At 62.4% G+C, this 16,873-nt stretch carries 15 protein-coding genes; 4 read left to right on the top strand and 11 right to left on the bottom strand.

Annotated elements, in window-relative coordinates:
* Positions 1 to 10: 10 nt before the first annotated feature.
* Positions 11 to 1,087 carry an SIS domain-containing protein gene (locus JYA52_RS19785; RefSeq protein ID WP_205655025.1) on the top strand — a complete coding sequence of 359 codons (1,077 nt, stop codon included), beginning with the start codon at positions 11 to 13 and terminating at the stop codon, positions 1,085 to 1,087.
* Positions 1,084 to 2,232, top strand: coding sequence for an N-acetylglucosamine-6-phosphate deacetylase (gene nagA / locus JYA52_RS19780; RefSeq protein WP_205655023.1), 1,149 nt, complete (start codon positions 1,084 to 1,086; stop codon positions 2,230 to 2,232). Before JYA52_RS19785 ends, nagA begins: the two co-directional genes overlap by 4 nt.
* Before the next feature lie 39 nt (positions 2,233 to 2,271).
* Here the strand turns inward: nagA and JYA52_RS19775 are convergent, their stop codons facing one another.
* Positions 2,272 to 2,595, bottom strand: a complete 324-nt coding sequence (locus JYA52_RS19775) for a PepSY domain-containing protein (RefSeq protein ID WP_205655021.1) — start codon at positions 2,593 to 2,595, stop codon at positions 2,272 to 2,274.
* A gap of 517 nt (positions 2,596 to 3,112) precedes the next feature.
* On the opposite strand from JYA52_RS19775, the gene JYA52_RS19770 reads away from it, so the two are divergent.
* A complete protein-coding gene (locus JYA52_RS19770) occupies positions 3,113 to 3,637 on the top strand; it encodes a MarR family winged helix-turn-helix transcriptional regulator (RefSeq protein ID WP_205655020.1) in 525 nt (174 codons plus the stop codon).
* An 873-nt stretch (positions 3,638 to 4,510) separates the two neighbouring features.
* Here JYA52_RS19770 and JYA52_RS19765 read toward each other — a convergent pair.
* The 3 genes from JYA52_RS19765 to JYA52_RS19755 all read right to left on the bottom strand — a co-directional run bounded on the left by JYA52_RS19765 (position 4,511) and on the right by JYA52_RS19755 (position 8,612).
* Positions 4,511 to 5,059 carry a MarR family winged helix-turn-helix transcriptional regulator gene (locus JYA52_RS19765; RefSeq protein ID WP_205655018.1) on the bottom strand — a complete coding sequence of 183 codons (549 nt, stop codon included), beginning with the start codon at positions 5,057 to 5,059 and terminating at the stop codon, positions 4,511 to 4,513.
* Positions 5,060 to 6,249: 1,190 nt separating this feature from the next.
* Complete coding sequence (locus JYA52_RS19760) at positions 6,250 to 7,305, bottom strand: helix-turn-helix domain-containing protein (protein WP_205655016.1); 1,056 nt, start codon at positions 7,303 to 7,305, stop codon at positions 6,250 to 6,252.
* A 404-nt stretch (positions 7,306 to 7,709) separates the two neighbouring features.
* The gene (locus JYA52_RS19755; RefSeq protein WP_205655014.1) at positions 7,710 to 8,612 is read right to left on the bottom strand and encodes a TerC family protein; all 903 of its coding nucleotides are present in this window, start codon (positions 8,610 to 8,612) and stop codon (positions 7,710 to 7,712) included.
* 170 nt (positions 8,613 to 8,782) lie between these two features.
* Here JYA52_RS19755 and JYA52_RS19750 point away from each other — a divergent pair, with 170 nt between their 5' ends.
* Positions 8,783 to 9,871, top strand: a complete 1,089-nt coding sequence (locus tag JYA52_RS19750) for a calcium:cation antiporter (RefSeq protein WP_307869462.1) — start codon at positions 8,783 to 8,785, stop codon at positions 9,869 to 9,871.
* Between the two features lie 524 nt (positions 9,872 to 10,395).
* Here JYA52_RS19750 and JYA52_RS19745 read toward each other — a convergent pair.
* The 7 genes from JYA52_RS19745 to JYA52_RS19715 form a co-directional block, all read right to left on the bottom strand.
* Complete coding sequence (locus JYA52_RS19745) at positions 10,396 to 10,899, bottom strand: riboflavin kinase (RefSeq protein ID WP_205655010.1); 504 nt, start codon at positions 10,897 to 10,899, stop codon at positions 10,396 to 10,398.
* A 228-nt stretch (positions 10,900 to 11,127) separates the two neighbouring features.
* On the bottom strand, positions 11,128 to 12,543 hold the full coding sequence (locus JYA52_RS19740; protein ID WP_205655008.1) for an amidohydrolase family protein: 1,416 nt from the start codon (positions 12,541 to 12,543) through the stop codon (positions 11,128 to 11,130).
* Complete coding sequence (locus tag JYA52_RS19735; RefSeq protein ID WP_205655006.1) at positions 12,540 to 13,049, bottom strand: cupin domain-containing protein; 510 nt, start codon at positions 13,047 to 13,049, stop codon at positions 12,540 to 12,542. The genes JYA52_RS19740 and JYA52_RS19735 overlap by 4 nt, the downstream gene beginning before the upstream one ends.
* Positions 13,046 to 14,095 carry an amidohydrolase family protein gene (locus JYA52_RS19730; RefSeq protein WP_205655004.1) on the bottom strand — a complete coding sequence of 350 codons (1,050 nt, stop codon included), beginning with the start codon at positions 14,093 to 14,095 and terminating at the stop codon, positions 13,046 to 13,048. Before JYA52_RS19730 ends, JYA52_RS19735 begins: the two co-directional genes overlap by 4 nt.
* On the bottom strand, positions 14,092 to 14,934 hold the full coding sequence (locus JYA52_RS19725) for an ABC transporter ATP-binding protein (RefSeq protein WP_240460621.1): 843 nt from the start codon (positions 14,932 to 14,934) through the stop codon (positions 14,092 to 14,094). Before JYA52_RS19725 ends, JYA52_RS19730 begins: the two co-directional genes overlap by 4 nt.
* 35 nt (positions 14,935 to 14,969) lie before the next feature.
* Entirely contained in the window at positions 14,970 to 15,731 is a 762-nt protein-coding gene (locus JYA52_RS19720) for an ABC transporter permease (RefSeq protein WP_205655000.1), read from the bottom strand.
* 80 nt (positions 15,732 to 15,811) lie between these two features.
* The gene (locus tag JYA52_RS19715) at positions 15,812 to 16,822 is read right to left on the bottom strand and encodes an ABC transporter substrate-binding protein (RefSeq protein ID WP_205654998.1); all 1,011 of its coding nucleotides are present in this window, start codon (positions 16,820 to 16,822) and stop codon (positions 15,812 to 15,814) included.
* Positions 16,823 to 16,873 lie beyond the last annotated feature (51 nt).

The raw sequence follows: 16,873 nt of genomic DNA, 5'->3' as shown, positions 1-16,873 counted from the left end.
AAGGAGACACATGACCACCCCGCTGAACACCCCCACACCCCTCGCCAGTGCCACCGAGCTGCCGGGATCGCTGATGGCCGCCGAAATCCTCGAGCAGCCCGAGGCGCTCGCCCGGCAGCTGGACCAGGGGCAGGCCGCAATCCGGCGGCTGGCCGCCGAGCTCCGCGACTCGGACATCCGCTATGTCCTGCTGGCGGCCCGTGGCACCAGCGACCACGCCGCCCTGTACGCGAAGTACCTCATCGAGACGGTCCTCGGGCTGCCCGCGGGGCTGGCGTCGCCGTCGAGCCTTACCGTCTACGGTGCGGAACCTCGGATGAACGGTGTCCTCTGGCTGGCGGTCAGCCAGTCGGGCGGATCCCCGGACCTGGTGGACTCCACTGCGGCGGCAGCCCGGGCCGGCGCGGTCACCGTTGCGGTGACCAATGCGCCGTCGTCGCCGCTGGCCGCAGCCGCCCGGCACCATGTGGACATCCTGGCGGGACCGGAACGCGCCGTGGCCGCCACGAAGAGCTACACGTCCCAGTTGCTCGCGCTGTGGCTGCTCATCGACGCCTGGGCCTGCGGGGACGGCACCGACGCCTCGGTCCTGCCGCGTCACGCCGCGGATGCCCTGGCCCGGCCGGAGATACTGGAGGTTGCGAACCGCTACCGCTTCGTGAACCACATCATCACCACCGGGCGCGGATTTTCCTACCCCACGGCGCGAGAGGCTGCTTTGAAACTGATGGAGACGTCCTACCTGGCGGCCCATGCCTTCTCGGGGGCAGACCTGCTGCACGGACCGTTCGCCATGATTGACGAAGACCGGCCCGTCATCGCCATCGCGTCGCAGGGTGCCGGCGGCCGGGCGCTGCAGCCCGTGCTGGAAAGGCTGGCGGAGCGCGGCGCGGACGTTTGCCTGGTGGGCGACCCCGCCTCAGCCCGGCCGCTGAACCATGCGGTGCCCCTGCCGCAGGTTCCTGAGCAGCTCGCGCCGATCCTTGAGATTCTTCCCCTGCAGCGTCTGGCCCACGCCATGGCAGCCGCCCGCCACCGCGATCCCGATGCGCCCCGGGGCCTGCGCAAGATCACGGAAACCTGGTGAGTACGACGCTCATTTCCGCCGCCCGCGTCATCACGCCCGGCGCTGTCCTGGAGCCTGGCTGGGTGGAGACCCGGTCCTCCCGGGTCAGCGCCGTGGGTGCCGGGGCCCCTCCGCGGGACCCTGACGTCAGCTTCCCGGAGGGGACGTTGGCCCCGGGTTTCATCGACGCCCACATCCACGGGGGCGGAGGCTTCAGCTTCAACGACGCGGATACGGCCGGGGCTGCCGCCAGGATCGCCGGCGTGCATCTGGAGCACGGCACCACCACGCTCATGGCCAGTCTGGTCACGGCGCCTCTGGACGATCTTGAGGCAGCGGTGTCGGCGTTGGCCGGCCTGGTCGAAGCCGGGGTGCTGGCCGGGATCCACCTGGAAGGACCCTGGCTCAGCCCGTCCCACCGCGGCGCGCATACCAAGGAGCTGCTGCGGCTGCCCGATCCTGCCAGCATCGACTGGCTGATGCTGGCGGGCCGGGGGGCGGTAAAAATGGTCACGATCGCCCCGGAGCTTGAGGGCGGGCTCGCTGCCATCCGGCAGATCACCGGCTACGGCGCCGTCGCCGCCATCGGCCATACCGGCGCCGGCTACGACCTGGCCCGCGAGGCGATTGCCGCGGGCGCCACCGTGGGGACGCACGTGTTCAACGCCATGCGTCCGCTGCACCACCGGGAACCCGGGCCCGCGCTGGCGCTGCTGGAGGACCCGGACGTTTTCGCCGAGGTGATCGCCGACGGCGTGCACCTGCACCCGTCGCTGGTGCGCTTCATCGCGGGGAGCCCCGCCCGGGCCGTCTTCGTGACCGATGCGATGGCTGCCGCGTGCGCCAGCGAGGGAACGTATCAGCTCGGCGGCCTGGAAGTCCGGGTGTCCGGCGGCGAGGCGCGCCTGGCCAGCAACGGCGCCATCGCCGGCAGCGTCCTGACCCTGGACGCGGCCGTGCGGCACGCGGTCAGGCAGGCAGGCATTCCGCTGGCGGACGCGGTCCGGGCGGCCACCCAGAATCCGGCGGACATGCTGGGGCTGGCGGACGTCGGCCGCCTCGAGCCTGGCCGGCGCGCGGATCTGGTGGTGCTCGATGAGGATTTGGACGTCGTAGCGACGATGAAATCGGGAAAATGGCTGGCTGAGCCGGTCAACGCCGGCTAGCCCGGTCAGGCTCTTCACCCGACCGGCGGCCAGCGCCCGTCAGTCGTCGGGGCTCTGGCTCAGGACCTGGAAGTCCTTGCCGACTGCGACTTCGACTTCTGAACCGTTGGCAAGCCGCAGCTCGACTTCATAGGCGGAGTTCGGGTTCTCGTCCCGCTCCACTTCCGTCACCGTTCCCTGGCCCACCTTGGCCATGGCGGCCTGCACTGCCTTGTCACGGTCAGTCTGGCTCAACGGGCTCTGCGTTCCGCCGTCTGCGGTTCCCTCGTTGTCGAAGGGGTTCACGGATGCGGCTGCAACGGTTGCGCCGCCGAGCGCAAGCCCTGCCACTGCGGCTCCGATAACCCAGGTTCTCTTGCGCATGACAAATGCTCCTCTCGCACTTTTTCCCAGTCTCCCCCCGATATTTGGCATCCGCAACGCTTAATAAGTTGATGCCAAGGGAGCCAGGAAGGGCGCAGCCAGAACACGCCAGGCTACTTGCGCTTAGGACTGCGGCGTGGGCCAGCTGCTCCGTTCGCATGTGCCTTTTCCGGTCGATGCAATGCGCTGTCAGCAGGCTGCAGAGGGATCACCGCAAGCACTACGATTCTGGCCATGAGGGTTCCATCCCGCCAGCATTGGGGGCGGCATAGCGGGATGGAACTACGAAGAATCTACCCGATAATTCGGACACGAACAATTCGTGCACGAACTTACGCCAGACTTGCACTGAATCCGCGCATCTGCTGAAACTCCCGGGCCTCAAAAAGCTGGCCGATGGCTGCCGACCTTCTTCACTGCCGAACACCAGACGTGTGGTTTCCACCTGTGGGGGTCAGCTCTCTGCGGGTGACCCCCGTGGTCCGGGCCGCGTCGTCCTTTCGATACCATTGCTGTCATGACTTCCCTTTCAGGGAGCGAGGACGAACTTCTGCTCGAACGCCAGCTCTGTTTCGCTCTGGCTGCTGCCTCACGTGCCGTCATCAGTGCCTACAAGCCCGTTCTCCAGGAATTGAATCTCACTCATCCGCAATACCTGGTGATGCTCACTCTTTGGGAGGCGAGTCCGCGGTCGGTCAACGAGATCAGTGAGGCTCTCCTGCTCGGACCGGCCACCGTATCCCCGCTGCTCAAGCGTCTGGAGGCGTCCGGGTACGTCACGCGGCGGCGGGTGCAGGGAGACGAGCATTCTCTTGCCGTAGGCCTGACCCCGGAGGGCGCCGCGCTGCGGGACAGGGCACGCGCCGTTCCCGGCACCATGCTCCGAAAACTCGGTCTCAATCGCACGGACGACGAGGAACTTCTTCGGGGAAGAATGGCTCGTCTCCTCAAGGTTTCCCAGGCAGACAACCGGCCTGGTCTTGGCGCTGCCGTGCAGATGGGATCTGGCACCATTGATCCGCGCAGTACGAGTGGCCGGTGATCCGGCCGGTTGGTGTCGGGGCAGCCCGCCCCGTCCCTCATCTCGGCGCGGTCGATGCATCTGTTCCAGCACGACCCATGGTCGGACGGATCGGAGCTTGAAAACGTTGTCCTGCAGTTCGGGTTTTCGTGCTGGTGCTCTCCAGCGGAAGAGTAAGAAGTACCACTTCGCTGGCGGGGCATGGCAGAAGGGAACTTACGGCATTGGGAGGTGAGCTTTGGGCTACTGATCCGACGACACTGCGGGACACTGTGCTGGATCGTGATGCCATCGTCAGGAGGCTCCAGGTGTGTTCTGCTCTGGAACGGGTTTGGCTCCTTGGTCTCTTGGGGCGAGGCGATGAAGCCGCGGAGCGCGGGCAAGTGTTGCTGGAGCGCGCCGTCAACAAGTTTCACCCCTTGCTCGTTCTGGCACGCGTTTACCAGGGCCAGTACCGGTGGCAGGAGGCCGCTCGGCTTCAGGAGGAGGCCCTCCGGCTGGCCGGAACGCTAGAAAGGGAAGCTTATGCACGGCATCAGATCGGCCGGCGCCTTTTTGAGGAGGCGAGGTACCGGGATGCCGCAGCCGAGTTCGAATGGGCACGTGACCTCTTCCGATCCTCAGCTAGCGGACGAAACTTGATCGAAGCGTCAGGGCAGGCGATGCTCCGGGCGCGAGAACTTGCCGTCGAACCGTTCCCGGGCATCATTGTTCCGGCACGTGATAGTTCCGGCCCATGCCCCAGTTTCACGCTCTGAGTTGCTGAGACGTGAACGACGCATCCCCCGGCCTGCTGTCAGGGAACCTCGTGCTTCGGCGGGCGGCGTCGCACCCCTTCGCTTGTCTCCGGCCGGTTGGTCGCCCGTGCATCGGATTGGGTCAAGGCCTTCCGTGTCAACGGCCAATCGTAGTGGATGTGTTGCCGCTGGCTGCGATCTCCTGGCTGGCGCCCGGAGCATTGTCCGATTCCGCGCGGTCCGTCTTGGCGGAGCGGAGAAGTCGGGTCATGTACCCGTGGAGTTCCTCGGCTTCGGTACGGCTGAGACCGAGTCTTCCGAGCATGGTGCCGGGAACGGCGCGTGCCCTGTCCCGCAGCGCGGCGCCCTCCGGGGTCAGGCCTACGGCAAGAGAACGCTCGTCTCCCTGCACCCGCCGCCGCGTGACATACCCGGACGCCTCCAGACGCTTGAGCAGCGGGGATACGGTGGCCGGTCCGAGGAGGAGAGCCTCACTGATCTCGTTGACCGACCGCGGACTCGCCTCCCAAAGAGTGAGCATCACCAGGTATTGCGGATGAGTCAGATTCAATTCCTGAAGAACTCGCTTGCAGGCACTGACGGCAGTGCGGGACGCAACGGATAAGGCGAAGAAGAGCTGGCGTTCAAGCAGAAGATCTTCGTCCGGCACATCATCATCGCCCGTAGGGGTATTTATCGCAGTCATGGCACCGAAACCATGCGCGCCCAAACTGTTGACCACCGAGACAACAAACGGCCCGCTCTCTCGAATCCCGGACTTCGGCCCGCGCAGGCCACAATCTGCCCGGCGACGGGATCCAGAATGGGGGGTGCCTGCAGGTGGTGGCAGCTGGCGAAGAGTTTTGGCCACGCAGATTGGTTGTCACACATGCCCAGACCAGCTGTCGCGGATCGGGGCGGAGGCGACTATATTTACGACGTCACTCTCATGTACAAGGCGTCTGCCCGCTCCATTATCGAGCCAGATCCAGAAAGATGAACCATCTGGCATCCACTCATCAATGACGCCACTCCCAATGTGGTGGCCGTGGCTGATCAGCTCGACGTGGCTTCCCTCCGGAATGAACTCAAATGCAGCTTTTATTGATACAGGATCTTGGCTTCCAGTCATGGGTGAGGGATCCCCATCTCGCACGATTCCCGCGTCACTCCGTAGGGGACGTCGGCGCTCACTTCCACGCTGAAGGACCCGGGTGCACACCGCGTTACGAGGATGCCACCCCTCCCCTCTTTCATGGCCCGTCGTTGGGCTAACTCGACGGCCTTGCTCAGGTCCTCGTCGATCAACCGCGGCTTGTCGCCCGTGACGTGATAGATATGTTCAGTCTCCGTGGCCGTGATCATTCTGCCTTCCGCTCACTGTCGTGCTGGGGACTTGTCGCCATGATGCGCCTCAATGCGATCCCCTTATCGAACCGCGGGTCAACACTGCTCCGCGTGCTTTCGAAGAACCTGTGAGCCGGATGTGCTTTCCGGCCGAAGGCCTCCTTACATCGGGCAGACGCTCGGAAAGTGCTGTGGTTCCCGTTCCGGCTTCCACCATCTGCGGTTCTGTAAAAATCCTACGGCTGGTGACGCCGGGAGCAACTGGCGACAGCTTTCAGTGCGTGCAATCTTTGAAGCTCAATGAGGCCTCCCGTGCAATGCATTGGCGGCAGACATCGACAACCGGGTCAAAGCATGGAGCGAGAACCCAAACCTTCATCTGGAGCAAGACCGCAGAGCAGATCCTTGAAACAATCCGGCGACGTCTGAAGCGAGATTTCAGGGGCAGGACATTGGCTGGCGACTACTTGTCGGGCCCCGGTTTCGTGGGGGGACTTCGCGCAGCAGTCGCGGGCAGCACTTCGCCGCTTAGCATGCCCGGCATCCACGCTAAGTCCCGATCAGTTTCCTGAGTTCATGCGCGCGACTTCGCAGCACTTCGGGGTTCTCCTGCAATTCCTTAAGAGAGGAGCCAGTTGACTCTTTTACGGCACGCCGCATGGCTTGCAGGGTCTTGAAGCCGCTGGCGTCTGCTATGCCTGCCAGGGAACGTCTCCTGGAGTTGGGGTCCGTGAGGAGATCGACTGCCTCCAGTGTCCTGAGGGCGCGGATGTACCCGTTCACGGGCAGACCTTCATCTTCAAAGAGGTAGTAGAGCGCGCGGCGGGAAAGGAACGAGTATGCCACTACGGCGTCCACATCAAGGTCTTGGTTTCTGAAGTTCCTATGTATGAACTTCTTGACCGCCGCGAGGCGAACCGGTTTGAGGTCGCTGGCCTCGGCGGGGGCCTCCAGGACGGAACTGATCAGGGCCGCCATCAGGGACCGGACTACCGGCCCGAGCCGGTGCATCTCCCGATCGAGACCCGTCCGCTGCCAGTCCGACAACCCGGGAAGAAGCAATCCCCGGACCAGCGGGTTCTCCCTGATATCGGCGATTCTCTGTAGTCGCTTCACCGACTTTTCGTCCAGGCCAAGCAGGCTACGGTCGATGTTGATCTGCACCGTGGCCAATCCGGCGGGCGCATTGAAGCCGCCACCGGAAGAAAGATCCAGAAACCTCACTGTGCCAGGAGAGATCACTTCTGAACGTCCTGAGAAGTTGAATTCGGCCGATGAAGTTTTGAAATGTACAAGCCTGATTTCCCCAGAACATGAATCCCGGTTCCAGTAGCCAGCCACTGGCTCATTTACAAGCTCAACAATGCTGAAACCGGGACCACCCAAGCTTGAAGCGGTTGGACTAAAATTGCGATGCACTGAATTTTCGACTTTTTCCAGCCGCATGGGAGTATCAACTGCACTGCCGTACCAAGTGCGCCAGTGTTCAAATCTTTCCTCCGGATTCAGCCCGGCCGGAACGCCGTAGCGCCGGATCAGCCCACTCTGCGGTTCCCCCGCACCCAACCCGCCAGCGTCATCGCAGGAGGCAGGGATGTGTTCCATGGAACCTTCTCGCTGTTAAGAGGAAAACCTAGCTTCAATCTGCATGGGCGGCCTGTCCCCTATTACTTCACCCAGGGTTCTCCGATTCGGCGCTTCCTCCCGGCAGGCATTTGGGGGCATACCTGCCGAGAGGACGATAGAAAAGCTACCAGAGAGTTTCGTCCATGAACAATTCGTGCACTAAGTGATCCGTGGCCTGCTGGCTTGCGCGGCGCACGTGGAGGCGACGAGCTCGCTTTACGACCCTCGGGCCGAGTGGCACGCGTTTCGGCCTCCCGAAGAACCCCCGAACGCTGGAACGGGCGGTTCCGAGGAGTGACGAGCCCAGTGGCGGCAGCTCATGTCCAGCTCTAGACGCGCCGTGTCAGCCCTGGCGGCAGGAAGAGGGGATCCCCAAGTTCGGCTTATCCCAGGCCGGCGGGTTCCTGGTGACCATCTCCGTCGACGATTCGGCCGGTCACGGGTTTGCGGGAAAGGCAGACTTGCCCGGCTTCCGGACCGGTTGACGTGGCGGCGGCGACGGCGTCGCGGTCATCGGCCTTGGAGTACGCGTGGCGGAGATGGACCGGTTCGATGATTTCACCTGCGAGTTTTTCCTGGCGTCGTTTGTAGGTCAGGTTCAGGGCCTCGACGACGATGGCGAAGGCCATCGGGCCGTAGATCAGGGCCTTGTCGATCTTGACCTCGAATCCGTCGGCGATGAGGAACGTTCCGATCAGCACCAGGAAGGCCAGGGCCAGCATCTTCACGGTGGGGTGCCGGTTCACGAAGGAGAAAATGAACTTCGAGGAGAAGAGCATGACGCTGAACGAGAGCAGGACCGCGGTGACTATGACCAGGAGATTATCCACCATGCCGACGGCGGTGATCACCGAATCGAAGGAAAACACCATGTCCAGCAGGATGATCTGGGTCAGGACGGCACCAAACGTCACGCTGGTGACCCGGCCCGGGCCGTGTGACTCGCGTCCTTCGAGTTTTTCGTGGATCTCGGTGACTGCCTTGTAGACCAGGAACAGACCGCCGAAAATCAGGATCAGGTCCCTGCCCGAAAAGCCCTTACCGAAGAGCTCAAACAGTTCGTTCGTCAGGCTGATGATCCAGGACGCGGCGAACAGCAGCACGATCCGCATCAGCATCCCCAGGGTGAGACCGAGGTTGCGGGCCTTGGCCTGCTGCTCCACGGGCAGCTTGCTGGCCAGGATCGAGATGAAGATGACGTTATCCACGCCCAGGACGATCTCGAGCACGAAAAGCGTAACGAAGGCAACGGCAAGGTCCGGTGTCAGTTCAAATGCTAAGTCCACTTACGAAGTGTAACCGACGTTGTTTCTTGGAACCGGAACGGCAAATTCCGCTTCCCGGGATGCTCATTGTCACTAGGGCCGTCTGCGGCCATAGTGGTGGTCATGACAGGACCTTGCATGATGTCGCCGCCAATGCCGGCCGGGTCCGGTTCCGGAGCGGGGCTGAGACCGTGACCGGCACGCTTCGCTCCAAGTGGACCGCGGTGGTTCCGATTGCGGCTCTCGTGGCCCTCGCGCTGACGTGGCAGATCTCCCCCGAACCCCTCCTCGCTGTTTTTATCGGAGCCGTTCTGGTGGCTGCCGTCCTCGCAGCTGTTCATCACGCCGAAATAATTGCCCACCGCGTGGGCGAGCCGTTCGGCTCCCTCGTCCTGGCTGTAGCCGTCACCGTCATCGAGGTCGCGCTGATCGTCACGCTGATAGCGGCTGGGGGTCCCGGCAGCCACTCACTGGCACGGGACACTGTTTTCGCGGCTGTGATGATCACCGCCAATGGAATTGTAGGGCTGGCGCTGCTCGTGGGTGCCATCCGTCACGGCATTACCCGCTTCAATCCTGAGGGAAGCGGCGCGGCTTTGGCCGTCATCGCCACGCTCGCCACCCTGACTCTGGTGTTACCCACCTTCACGTCTTCCCGGCCCGGGCCCGAATTCTCACCACTGCAGCTCGGTTTCGCTGCGGCCGCGTCCCTGCTCCTGTACGCGCTGTTCGTCCTGACCCAGACCGTGCGCCACCGTGATTTTTTTCTGCCGGTCGCCACTCATGGTGATGCAGTAAGAGATGCTCACGCGCCTCCGCCCACACGGCGGGCCGCCCTGGTCAGCCTCGGCCTGCTAGGGGCTGCACTAGTATCGGTCGTCGGCTTGGCCAAAACAGTGTCGCCGGTCATCGAGACTGCCGTGACCCGGGCAGGAATTCCCGAGTCCTTCGTCGGAGTCGTCATAGCGCTGCTCGTGTTGTTACCTGAGGGCCTGGCTGCGACGCGCGCCGCCAGGTTGGGTCGGCTCCAGACGAGCCTGAATCTGGGTTACGGCTCAGCGATCGCCAGCATCGGACTCACGGTCCCGGCGATCGCCATCGCATCCGTCTGGATTGAAGGACCATTGACCCTGGGCCTGGATGGCACTCAAATTGTCCTGCTCGCCCTGACCGTGGCGGTAGGCACGCTGACAGTTGTTCCGGGCCGGGCAACACGGCTGCAGGGAAGCATTCACCTCGTACTCTTCGCGGCCTTCATCTTCCTCGCCATGTTTCCGTGAACCGCAGGCACTCCATCATTTTCCAATCGCAGGACGGACAGGGTTTACAAAGTGGAGCACCCATGCCGGTCTGAACAACTCTGCGTCCTCCCCTAGTGCATGGAGACAGGCTTTCATCAACAAAATTCAGGGTTCAAACAGGCCACCTGCGCCATCACGGTAAAGACCATCGTTCCCATGGCCTGCCGGTTCGACGTTTCGGCCACCGAGGTCCAGGACGCGGAGGTTGACGCCCGGCTACGCAACTCATCGATAAGCCCGAGCACGGTGGACCGCCCAAGCCGGTCCAAAATGGTGATGTCCAGCCTTCGGCAGTGACCGACATACGGGAACACGCTAGGGAGCAGCCGTTGATCTCACCTGATTGTTTTGACGGGCGGCAAGGCAACGCCGAACGAGACTCCTGCTTAGGCCTGCTAGGCGTGCCAGTGCGGCCACGTCGGGCGTAGGGCGCCCCGCGCGGTTTTCCACGGTGATGACTGCAGCTACGCGTTGTACCGCCCAAACCGGGATTCGTTGGGCACTCATGAATTGATTCCGGCTTCTTGAGGCGGCGCTTGGGGTGCCAACGACGCCGGGTAATGAAGCTCGGCCGATTCTCCCGTGGCTGCTACATCCCGGTGAAGCTGCTCGAGAAGCGCATCAGCCGTGGCGGAACGGCGCTGATTCTGCAGCTGCTTGTGAAGTCTTATTCTTAGCCTGCTCTCATATACATCCTCGCGGAAATTGAGTAGATGAGCCTCCAGCAGTCGACTGCCCTTCCGGGCGTAGAGGGTCATACGCCGCCCGGTCGACACCGCGGCTACATGAAGACGTTCCTTCTCCAGTTCGGCAATTGCCGCCCAAACACTGTCGGCCGCCTCGACGCCCGACAGGGACAAGTGAGCCGTGGATAACCCGATCAGGCGTCCCAGAGCATCGCGCTGTGCAACCGGACCCGCGACCGTGACTCTGGTAGGGCCCTTGGCTTGACCCGGTGACGCGAGCCCGACGCCCGTATCCAGATTCCCTAGGGTCTGCACCACCATGTTTCCTCCTGTTTCGAGTCGTGCGCGCTAGAGCGACTGTTGTATTGCTGAAGTCGGGCGAGCGGAGCATGGTCCGGTATCAGACCTTGGATTTTGTTGATGCCGGTGACCGCGATTCATGTTCGGAAGGTCCAGGTCCCATGGCCGACGACGTCCACATCAGGGTCGCCGTCGGCCACGGCCGCCGCGGCGTTCACGCACTGGTTGGATCTTCAGGGCCTTCCAGAGTCATGAATAGCTCCAGCGGGAGGTCACAAGCCGGTCGCCGTCCAGTTTCCCGTAGAGCTTAGACGCTGTTTCGCGGCCCTCCGCAACGAGATCGGCCTCGTTGCATGAAACCAAGCGACCGCCCAGTGCTACGACCTGGCCGTCAACGAGAACGGTGTCAGCTGTTGACCCCGTGGCGGAGTAAACGAGGTTCGATACCGGGTTGTACAGGGGCTGCCAAGACGGATCGTCAGTGTCAAAGAGTACGAGATCGGCCCGCTTTCCAACTTCGATGGAACCGATCTCATCCTCTAGGCCCAAGATCCTAGCCGCGTCGATGGTAGCCATCTCGACGGCCGCTTCAGGGGGCATGACGCGCGGGTTCGCGCGCGCTTCCTTGTAGCCGCAGGTCACGAGGAACATTTCCCGGACGAGGTCGACCGGTCCGGAGCATGCATGATCGCTGCCCAATCCGACCGGCACGCCAAGGGCGCGGAGCTCAGGCGCGAATCCTCTGGAAAGATTTCCGTACCCGTTGTGCATGCTCGACGAAGGTGCCGCCACGACGCCGGCACCGGTCTCCTGGAGTAAACGCAGTTCCCCGGGTTCCAGCCAGCCGCAGTGGACGAGCATCGTCCGTTCGTTCAGTACGCCGAGACTGGCCAGCCGTGAGATTTCGCTCATTCCGTACTTGGCTACGGAGGCGTCGTGAGTTGAGTAACTGAACGCTGCATGGGTTTGTAAGACCGCGCCAGCAGCAGTGGCCACTTCGGATAGCCCTTTGATGAGGTCATCGCTGCTGTTGTTCAGGCCACGGAAACTCACGGACGTCCGGATCCGTCCGCCCAGAGAGCCATCGAATTCGTCGATGAGTTCCTGTGCCTGTCTCTGCGCCTGTTCGGGCGTGGAAACCATGGATTCGGGCACCACCCCAAAGTCCGAACCGCGAAGGTCGAAAGCGCTTCTGGCCAGGACCATTCGCTGCCCTGTCTTTGTCACGGCCTCTACGGTTGCTGAGGGGTGGTTGTTCCCTGGGTCTGCGAAACATGTCGTGCCGTGCAACAACATTTCCCTCGAGGCCAGAGTGGCGCTTACCCTCACATCGTTGTCGTCCAGCACGGCCTCGTAGGGGTACATTCTGTCGATGAGGAATTCGCGGGCGTTTGCCTCGTCCGCGAGGCCACGGGCGAGCTGGAACGAGGAATGTTGATGGCAATCGATCATGCCGGGGGTTCCCACGAATCTGGACCCGTCCAAGATCCGCCGCGCCCGGTAGGTCGGGGGCATCTCATTGTCCCTGCCTATCCACACGAAACGGCCGCCGTCAACGACAACGGTGGCGTTCCTGAGGATCCGCCGTTCCGGGTCGACGGTAATAAGGAACTCGATGTTCCTGATCACCAGGTCTACGTCGACCCCGTCGTTAGCCGCGGTCATGGCTGTTCCGGGCCGGTATAGGTGAGATCGCCCGAGATTTTCACCTCGATCAGGATATTCTCATCGCCGGATTCTTCGCACAGCGCGCTGCGGTGGGCGACACCGCGTGGGATGGATAGAACCTTGCCGGCGGTCAGTACGTGCGTTCCCAGTTCGGTTTCCCAGCGCAGTGCGCCTTTGATGCAGATGATGACTTCGCTGAAATCGGCACTTCGGTGCCAAAATCCCATGTCCTCGACGCTGCGTTTGGAAACGTCAACCTTAGCGGCCGGTGAGTCCAGCATCCGGAGGGGGGCTCCGTCTGCCTTGTTGTAGTTGCTGGGCTGGATTCGATTGTCGTTGACGTCGAAGCATACGAGGTGTTCGGTGCCGCCGATCACCGAGGCAATGTTTTCGAGCCCCTCGACGCGGTGAAACTCGATTCGCCGCTCCCCTGCCGTGATGACTTCCTTCGTTGGAAGCACGCTTGGTTCCGCGCTCAATGTGGCGGTTTGTTCGATGGTCATGCGATCTCCTTATGTGTTGCTGGTAGTTGAGGCTCCCGCGCACGGACGTCGTGCCATTGGAAGAACTCCTGTGCATTGGTCGATAGAATTTGTGCCTCTGCGCGCTGACCGAGATTCGCGTTCTTGACGATGGCGAGCGGCTCGGGATCGCGGATAGGAAAGGGATGGTCAGAGCCCAGGAGGACACGGTCGGATCCGAATTCGTTTACGAGAAAGCGAAGGGCGTCCGGACGGTACACAACGGTGTCGAGCCACAATGACTGCCGCCCGGAATCCGGATCCTCCACACCCGCGATCGCAGCATTGCGCTGTAGCCGTCCCCAGAGAAGAGGAATCGAACCTCCGCCATGCATCAGGAGCAGTTTCGTACCCGGGTTCCGTTTGAGTACGCCTGAGAAGAGCAATCTCGCCACGGCGATATCCGTGTCGTGCGGACGGCCGACCGTGTTGGGCAGGCCCAGTCCGCTGGTGCGTTGGTCGGTAGCGTGGTAGCTCGGGTGCATAACCACGCCGAGCCCCAGACCGGCAAGGGCCTCCCAGACCGGTTCCAGACGCACATTGTCCAGCTCGTCACCGGCAGCCGAACAGCCTATCGTCACGGCCCTGTATCCCAAGTCGTGCGCCCTGGCCGCTTCAGCAATGGACGCCGCCGTGTCTTGCAGCGGCAAGATTGCCAGCGGCAGAAACCGTTTCGACCGAAGTTCTTCCATTTGCAGGTCGTTGACGAGGCGGGTCCAGTAGGCGCCCTGCGCGGCGCCCAGTTCGTAGCCGAACCAGTCCGCCCAGGTCGCGACGACCTGACCATCAATGCCGTGTTCGTTCATCCACTGTTCTGCAAAGGAGGGATCTGTCAGGCCCTCGACGACCGGTCGGATGACATCCAGGCCGGGCATGGACAGCGCTGAAAGCCGGTCTCCATGACGGACGACCTCGACATCGGGAAGGAACCGGCGTGCCGCGCCGATGCGGCTGAGCAGTGACGGGGGCACGAGGTGTCCGTGTGCATCGATGACCGGAGATCGGTTTGCTATGGGCGAACCGGTCACGAGGCCGGCTCCCTCAACGGCTCTTCAAGGTCGCTGGGCGTGGCAGCGGGAAATGCTGCTGTCGGCTGACTTGTGCGCAGGCCGTGTCGGACACGTTCCTGGATCTCCGAGGCCGGGATGCCCCGTGACCGCATGTCCGTCACCCTGACTTCGTCGACGATAAGGCCCGGACGGGCGAAAACAAGAACCCGGTCGGCCAGTTCAACGGATTCCGCGACGGAATGGGTGACAAAGATGGTCGTCGTCTCGACATTGGCCAAGACGGCCAGCAGGTCGGCCCTCACCGACGACGCAGTCATTTCGTCGAGTGCGCTGAAAGCCTCGTCCGCGACCAGCACCTGCGGGGATATCGCCATCGTGCGTGCGATCGCGACGCGCTGCTTCATGCCACCGGACAACTCGTGCGGATACGCATCGACGAATGCGGCAAGGCCGAGGCGATCCAGCCATTGCCGTGCAATTTCCTCGCGTTCCGGACGCGGTTTCTTCAATACCTGCAGGCCGTACGCGGCGTTCTGCAGTGCGGTGCGCCATGGCAGCAGCCGGTCGGACTGGAAGATGATTCCAAGCCGTCCTGACAGCGCACCGAACTCGGCGAACGGGTCTATTCCGAGTACTCTCACGTTTCCGGACGTCGGGCGTTGGAGTCCAAGCAGGAGGGCAAGGGCGGTTGATTTACCCGAGCCTGTTTCGCCTACGATTGCCACGCGTTCCCCGCGCTGGATGGAGATAGAGAGACCGTCAATGGCCCGGAAGACCGACCCCGTTTTCGTGAACTCCTTAACAACGTTGTCGAATTCGACCAGGGTTTCCTTCGCTGTTGCCTCTGCCTGATTCATGGTCACGTCGCTTTCGCTTCCTGTTGCAGTGTTGATCATGCTCGTTCGCCGATCGGTCGCCAGGACAGCAGCCGGCTCTCAATGACGGTGAGTACCTGTTGGAAGATCAGGAGCAATCCGACGAGCAGAAGAGTCCATGCCATGGCATCGGCCATGTTGAAAAGGGACTGCGCCAGCAACAACTGGTTTCCGACTCCGATGGTTGCGCCCACCAGCTCTGCGACGACGACGGCCCGGACGCCGTTGCCGAGGTTGACCGACCAGGCACTCATGATCGTTGGAACGATGGAAGGGAGGACGACGTACCTGAACTGCTGCCATCCCGAGGACCTGAACGCCTGTCCGAGCTGTATGAAATCCTGAGGAACGCCGCGGACAGCGCCCTGGATGAACAACGCAAAGCTCGGGAACGTGACCATCACCATGATGAAGGCGATGCGGATCTCGGAGTCCTGAAACCACAGGACGGCGAAGACGACCCAGGAGAGCGCCGGGATTCCCTGGATGAAGTACAGGATGGGACCGGCATAGGTGCGTATGCGGTTGCTGAATCCTGTGATGATGCCGATCGTGGCCCCGATCATGAAGGCGAGACCAAGGCCGCCCAGAATGCGGACGCCCGTGCGAAGCAGGTGCTGCATGCGATCCCAGTCGGTGACGATTGACCAGATGGATTCGCCGATGGTGGCCAGTGGCGGGGTGGCGAGCGGGTTCAGGAACACCGCTGAGAGCTGCCAGAGCAGTGCCAGGGTGCCTAGGGAGATGATGGCGGGCAGAGGCCGCCGCATCTTCTCCATGTAGGAATTCTGAACCGGGCCCCGCGGTGTGCCGGGATCTGCTGGAGCTGGTTCTGCCAGTTCTTTCGTAGGGAGGCTCATTATTTGGTGATCTCCTGCTCCGCGAGAAGACCGTCCAGGTCCGGCGCGGACTTCAGCACGCCGTATTTGGCGGCCGCATTAAGGATGATGTTCAGTTCGTTAGCGGCATCCTTCGCCGGATACACCGACATACCGAACCGGTCTGACGTCAACAGCGACTTCAGGACGTCGACGCCGATGCCCGTGTCTTCCGCTATGAGTTTCGCAGCCTCGTCAGGATGCTCCGCCACGTAAGCGGCGGCGTCCTTGAAGGTGTCGTACAGCGGCTGCACGAGATCGCCGTTGTTCTCCAGCCACTTCGCCTGGACAGCCACGCCTACATAGGGGATCACGTGGGTGTCGGTGGCAGCCTTGAACTCTTTGACGAGGTCTATTGAACGGAAGTTGGAGTTGCCGCTAGTCAGGACCGTGTGCGCCGGTTCCCATAGCTGGACCGCCTTTTCTCGTCCGGATTTCGCCGCTGCCACCAAACCGGCCGGTTCTGCGCTGTTTTCCTGGAAGCTTCCCACGTCGTTGCCGGCCAGCCCGGCGGTGATTTTGAACATCGCGTAGTTCGTTGTTGACAGGGCACCGACGATTTTTTTGCCATCGAAGTCTTTGAGCGAGTTGATGTCGCTGCCGGTCGGGGTAACAACGGTACCCCACCAGTCGAAGGCATTGAACAGGTACCGGACATTGCTGCCCTGCTGGTTCAGGAGTGCGACGTCCGTCAGTACGGTGGCCCCGGCTGAAACCTGTACCGACCCGTTTGCGACCTCGGTGCGTAGGGTTGTTGCGGATTTCGGCGTGAACTTCAGGTCCAGTCCGTTCTTGCGGTCGAACTCTTGGGACTTGATGACGGGGGCGTAGAACGACGTCAGCGACGGAGCTTCAAGTACTGCGACGTCGATCTGCGCCAGTCCCCCCTCCCGCTTTGAGGCCGCCCCGGAGCTGGCTCCTGCACATGCCGTAAGGGAGAGCGCCGCAAGCACTGAAACTGCGGCGAGTGATTTTCGTATGGAGAGTTGCATCTGTGGTTCCTCTATCGTCATTGACAAGCGGAAGGATGATGGCCGTCCTGG

It is taken from the genome of Arthrobacter pascens, assembly GCF_017052465.1.
Classification (GTDB): domain Bacteria; phylum Actinomycetota; class Actinomycetes; order Actinomycetales; family Micrococcaceae; genus Arthrobacter; species Arthrobacter pascens.
This window is presented reverse-complemented; position numbering and strand designations above follow the sequence as displayed.

What these genes read in the sequence shown, in the direction of transcription:
- JYA52_RS19760 (WP_205655016.1), bottom strand. Translation starts at nt 7,305, where the DNA reads ATGGAACACATCCCTGCCTCCTGCGATGACGCTGGCGGGTTGGGTGCG.
- JYA52_RS19735 (WP_205655006.1), bottom strand. Translation starts at nt 13,049, where the DNA reads ATGACCATCGAACAAACCGCCACATTGAGCGCGGAACCAAGCGTGCTT.
- JYA52_RS19715 (WP_205654998.1), bottom strand. Translation starts at nt 16,822, where the DNA reads ATGCAACTCTCCATACGAAAATCACTCGCCGCAGTTTCAGTGCTTGCG.
- JYA52_RS19720 (WP_205655000.1), bottom strand. Translation starts at nt 15,731, where the DNA reads ATGGAGAAGATGCGGCGGCCTCTGCCCGCCATCATCTCCCTAGGCACC.
- JYA52_RS19725 (WP_240460621.1), bottom strand. Translation starts at nt 14,934, where the DNA reads ATGAATCAGGCAGAGGCAACAGCGAAGGAAACCCTGGTCGAATTCGAC.
- JYA52_RS19775 (WP_205655021.1), bottom strand. Translation starts at nt 2,595, where the DNA reads ATGCGCAAGAGAACCTGGGTTATCGGAGCCGCAGTGGCAGGGCTTGCG.
- JYA52_RS19785 (WP_205655025.1), top strand. Translation starts at nt 11, where the DNA reads ATGACCACCCCGCTGAACACCCCCACACCCCTCGCCAGTGCCACCGAG.
- JYA52_RS19740 (WP_205655008.1), bottom strand. Translation starts at nt 12,543, where the DNA reads ATGACCGCGGCTAACGACGGGGTCGACGTAGACCTGGTGATCAGGAAC.
- JYA52_RS19770 (WP_205655020.1), top strand. Translation starts at nt 3,113, where the DNA reads ATGACTTCCCTTTCAGGGAGCGAGGACGAACTTCTGCTCGAACGCCAG.
- JYA52_RS19765 (WP_205655018.1), bottom strand. Translation starts at nt 5,059, where the DNA reads ATGACTGCGATAAATACCCCTACGGGCGATGATGATGTGCCGGACGAA.
- JYA52_RS19745 (WP_205655010.1), bottom strand. Translation starts at nt 10,899, where the DNA reads ATGGTGGTGCAGACCCTAGGGAATCTGGATACGGGCGTCGGGCTCGCG.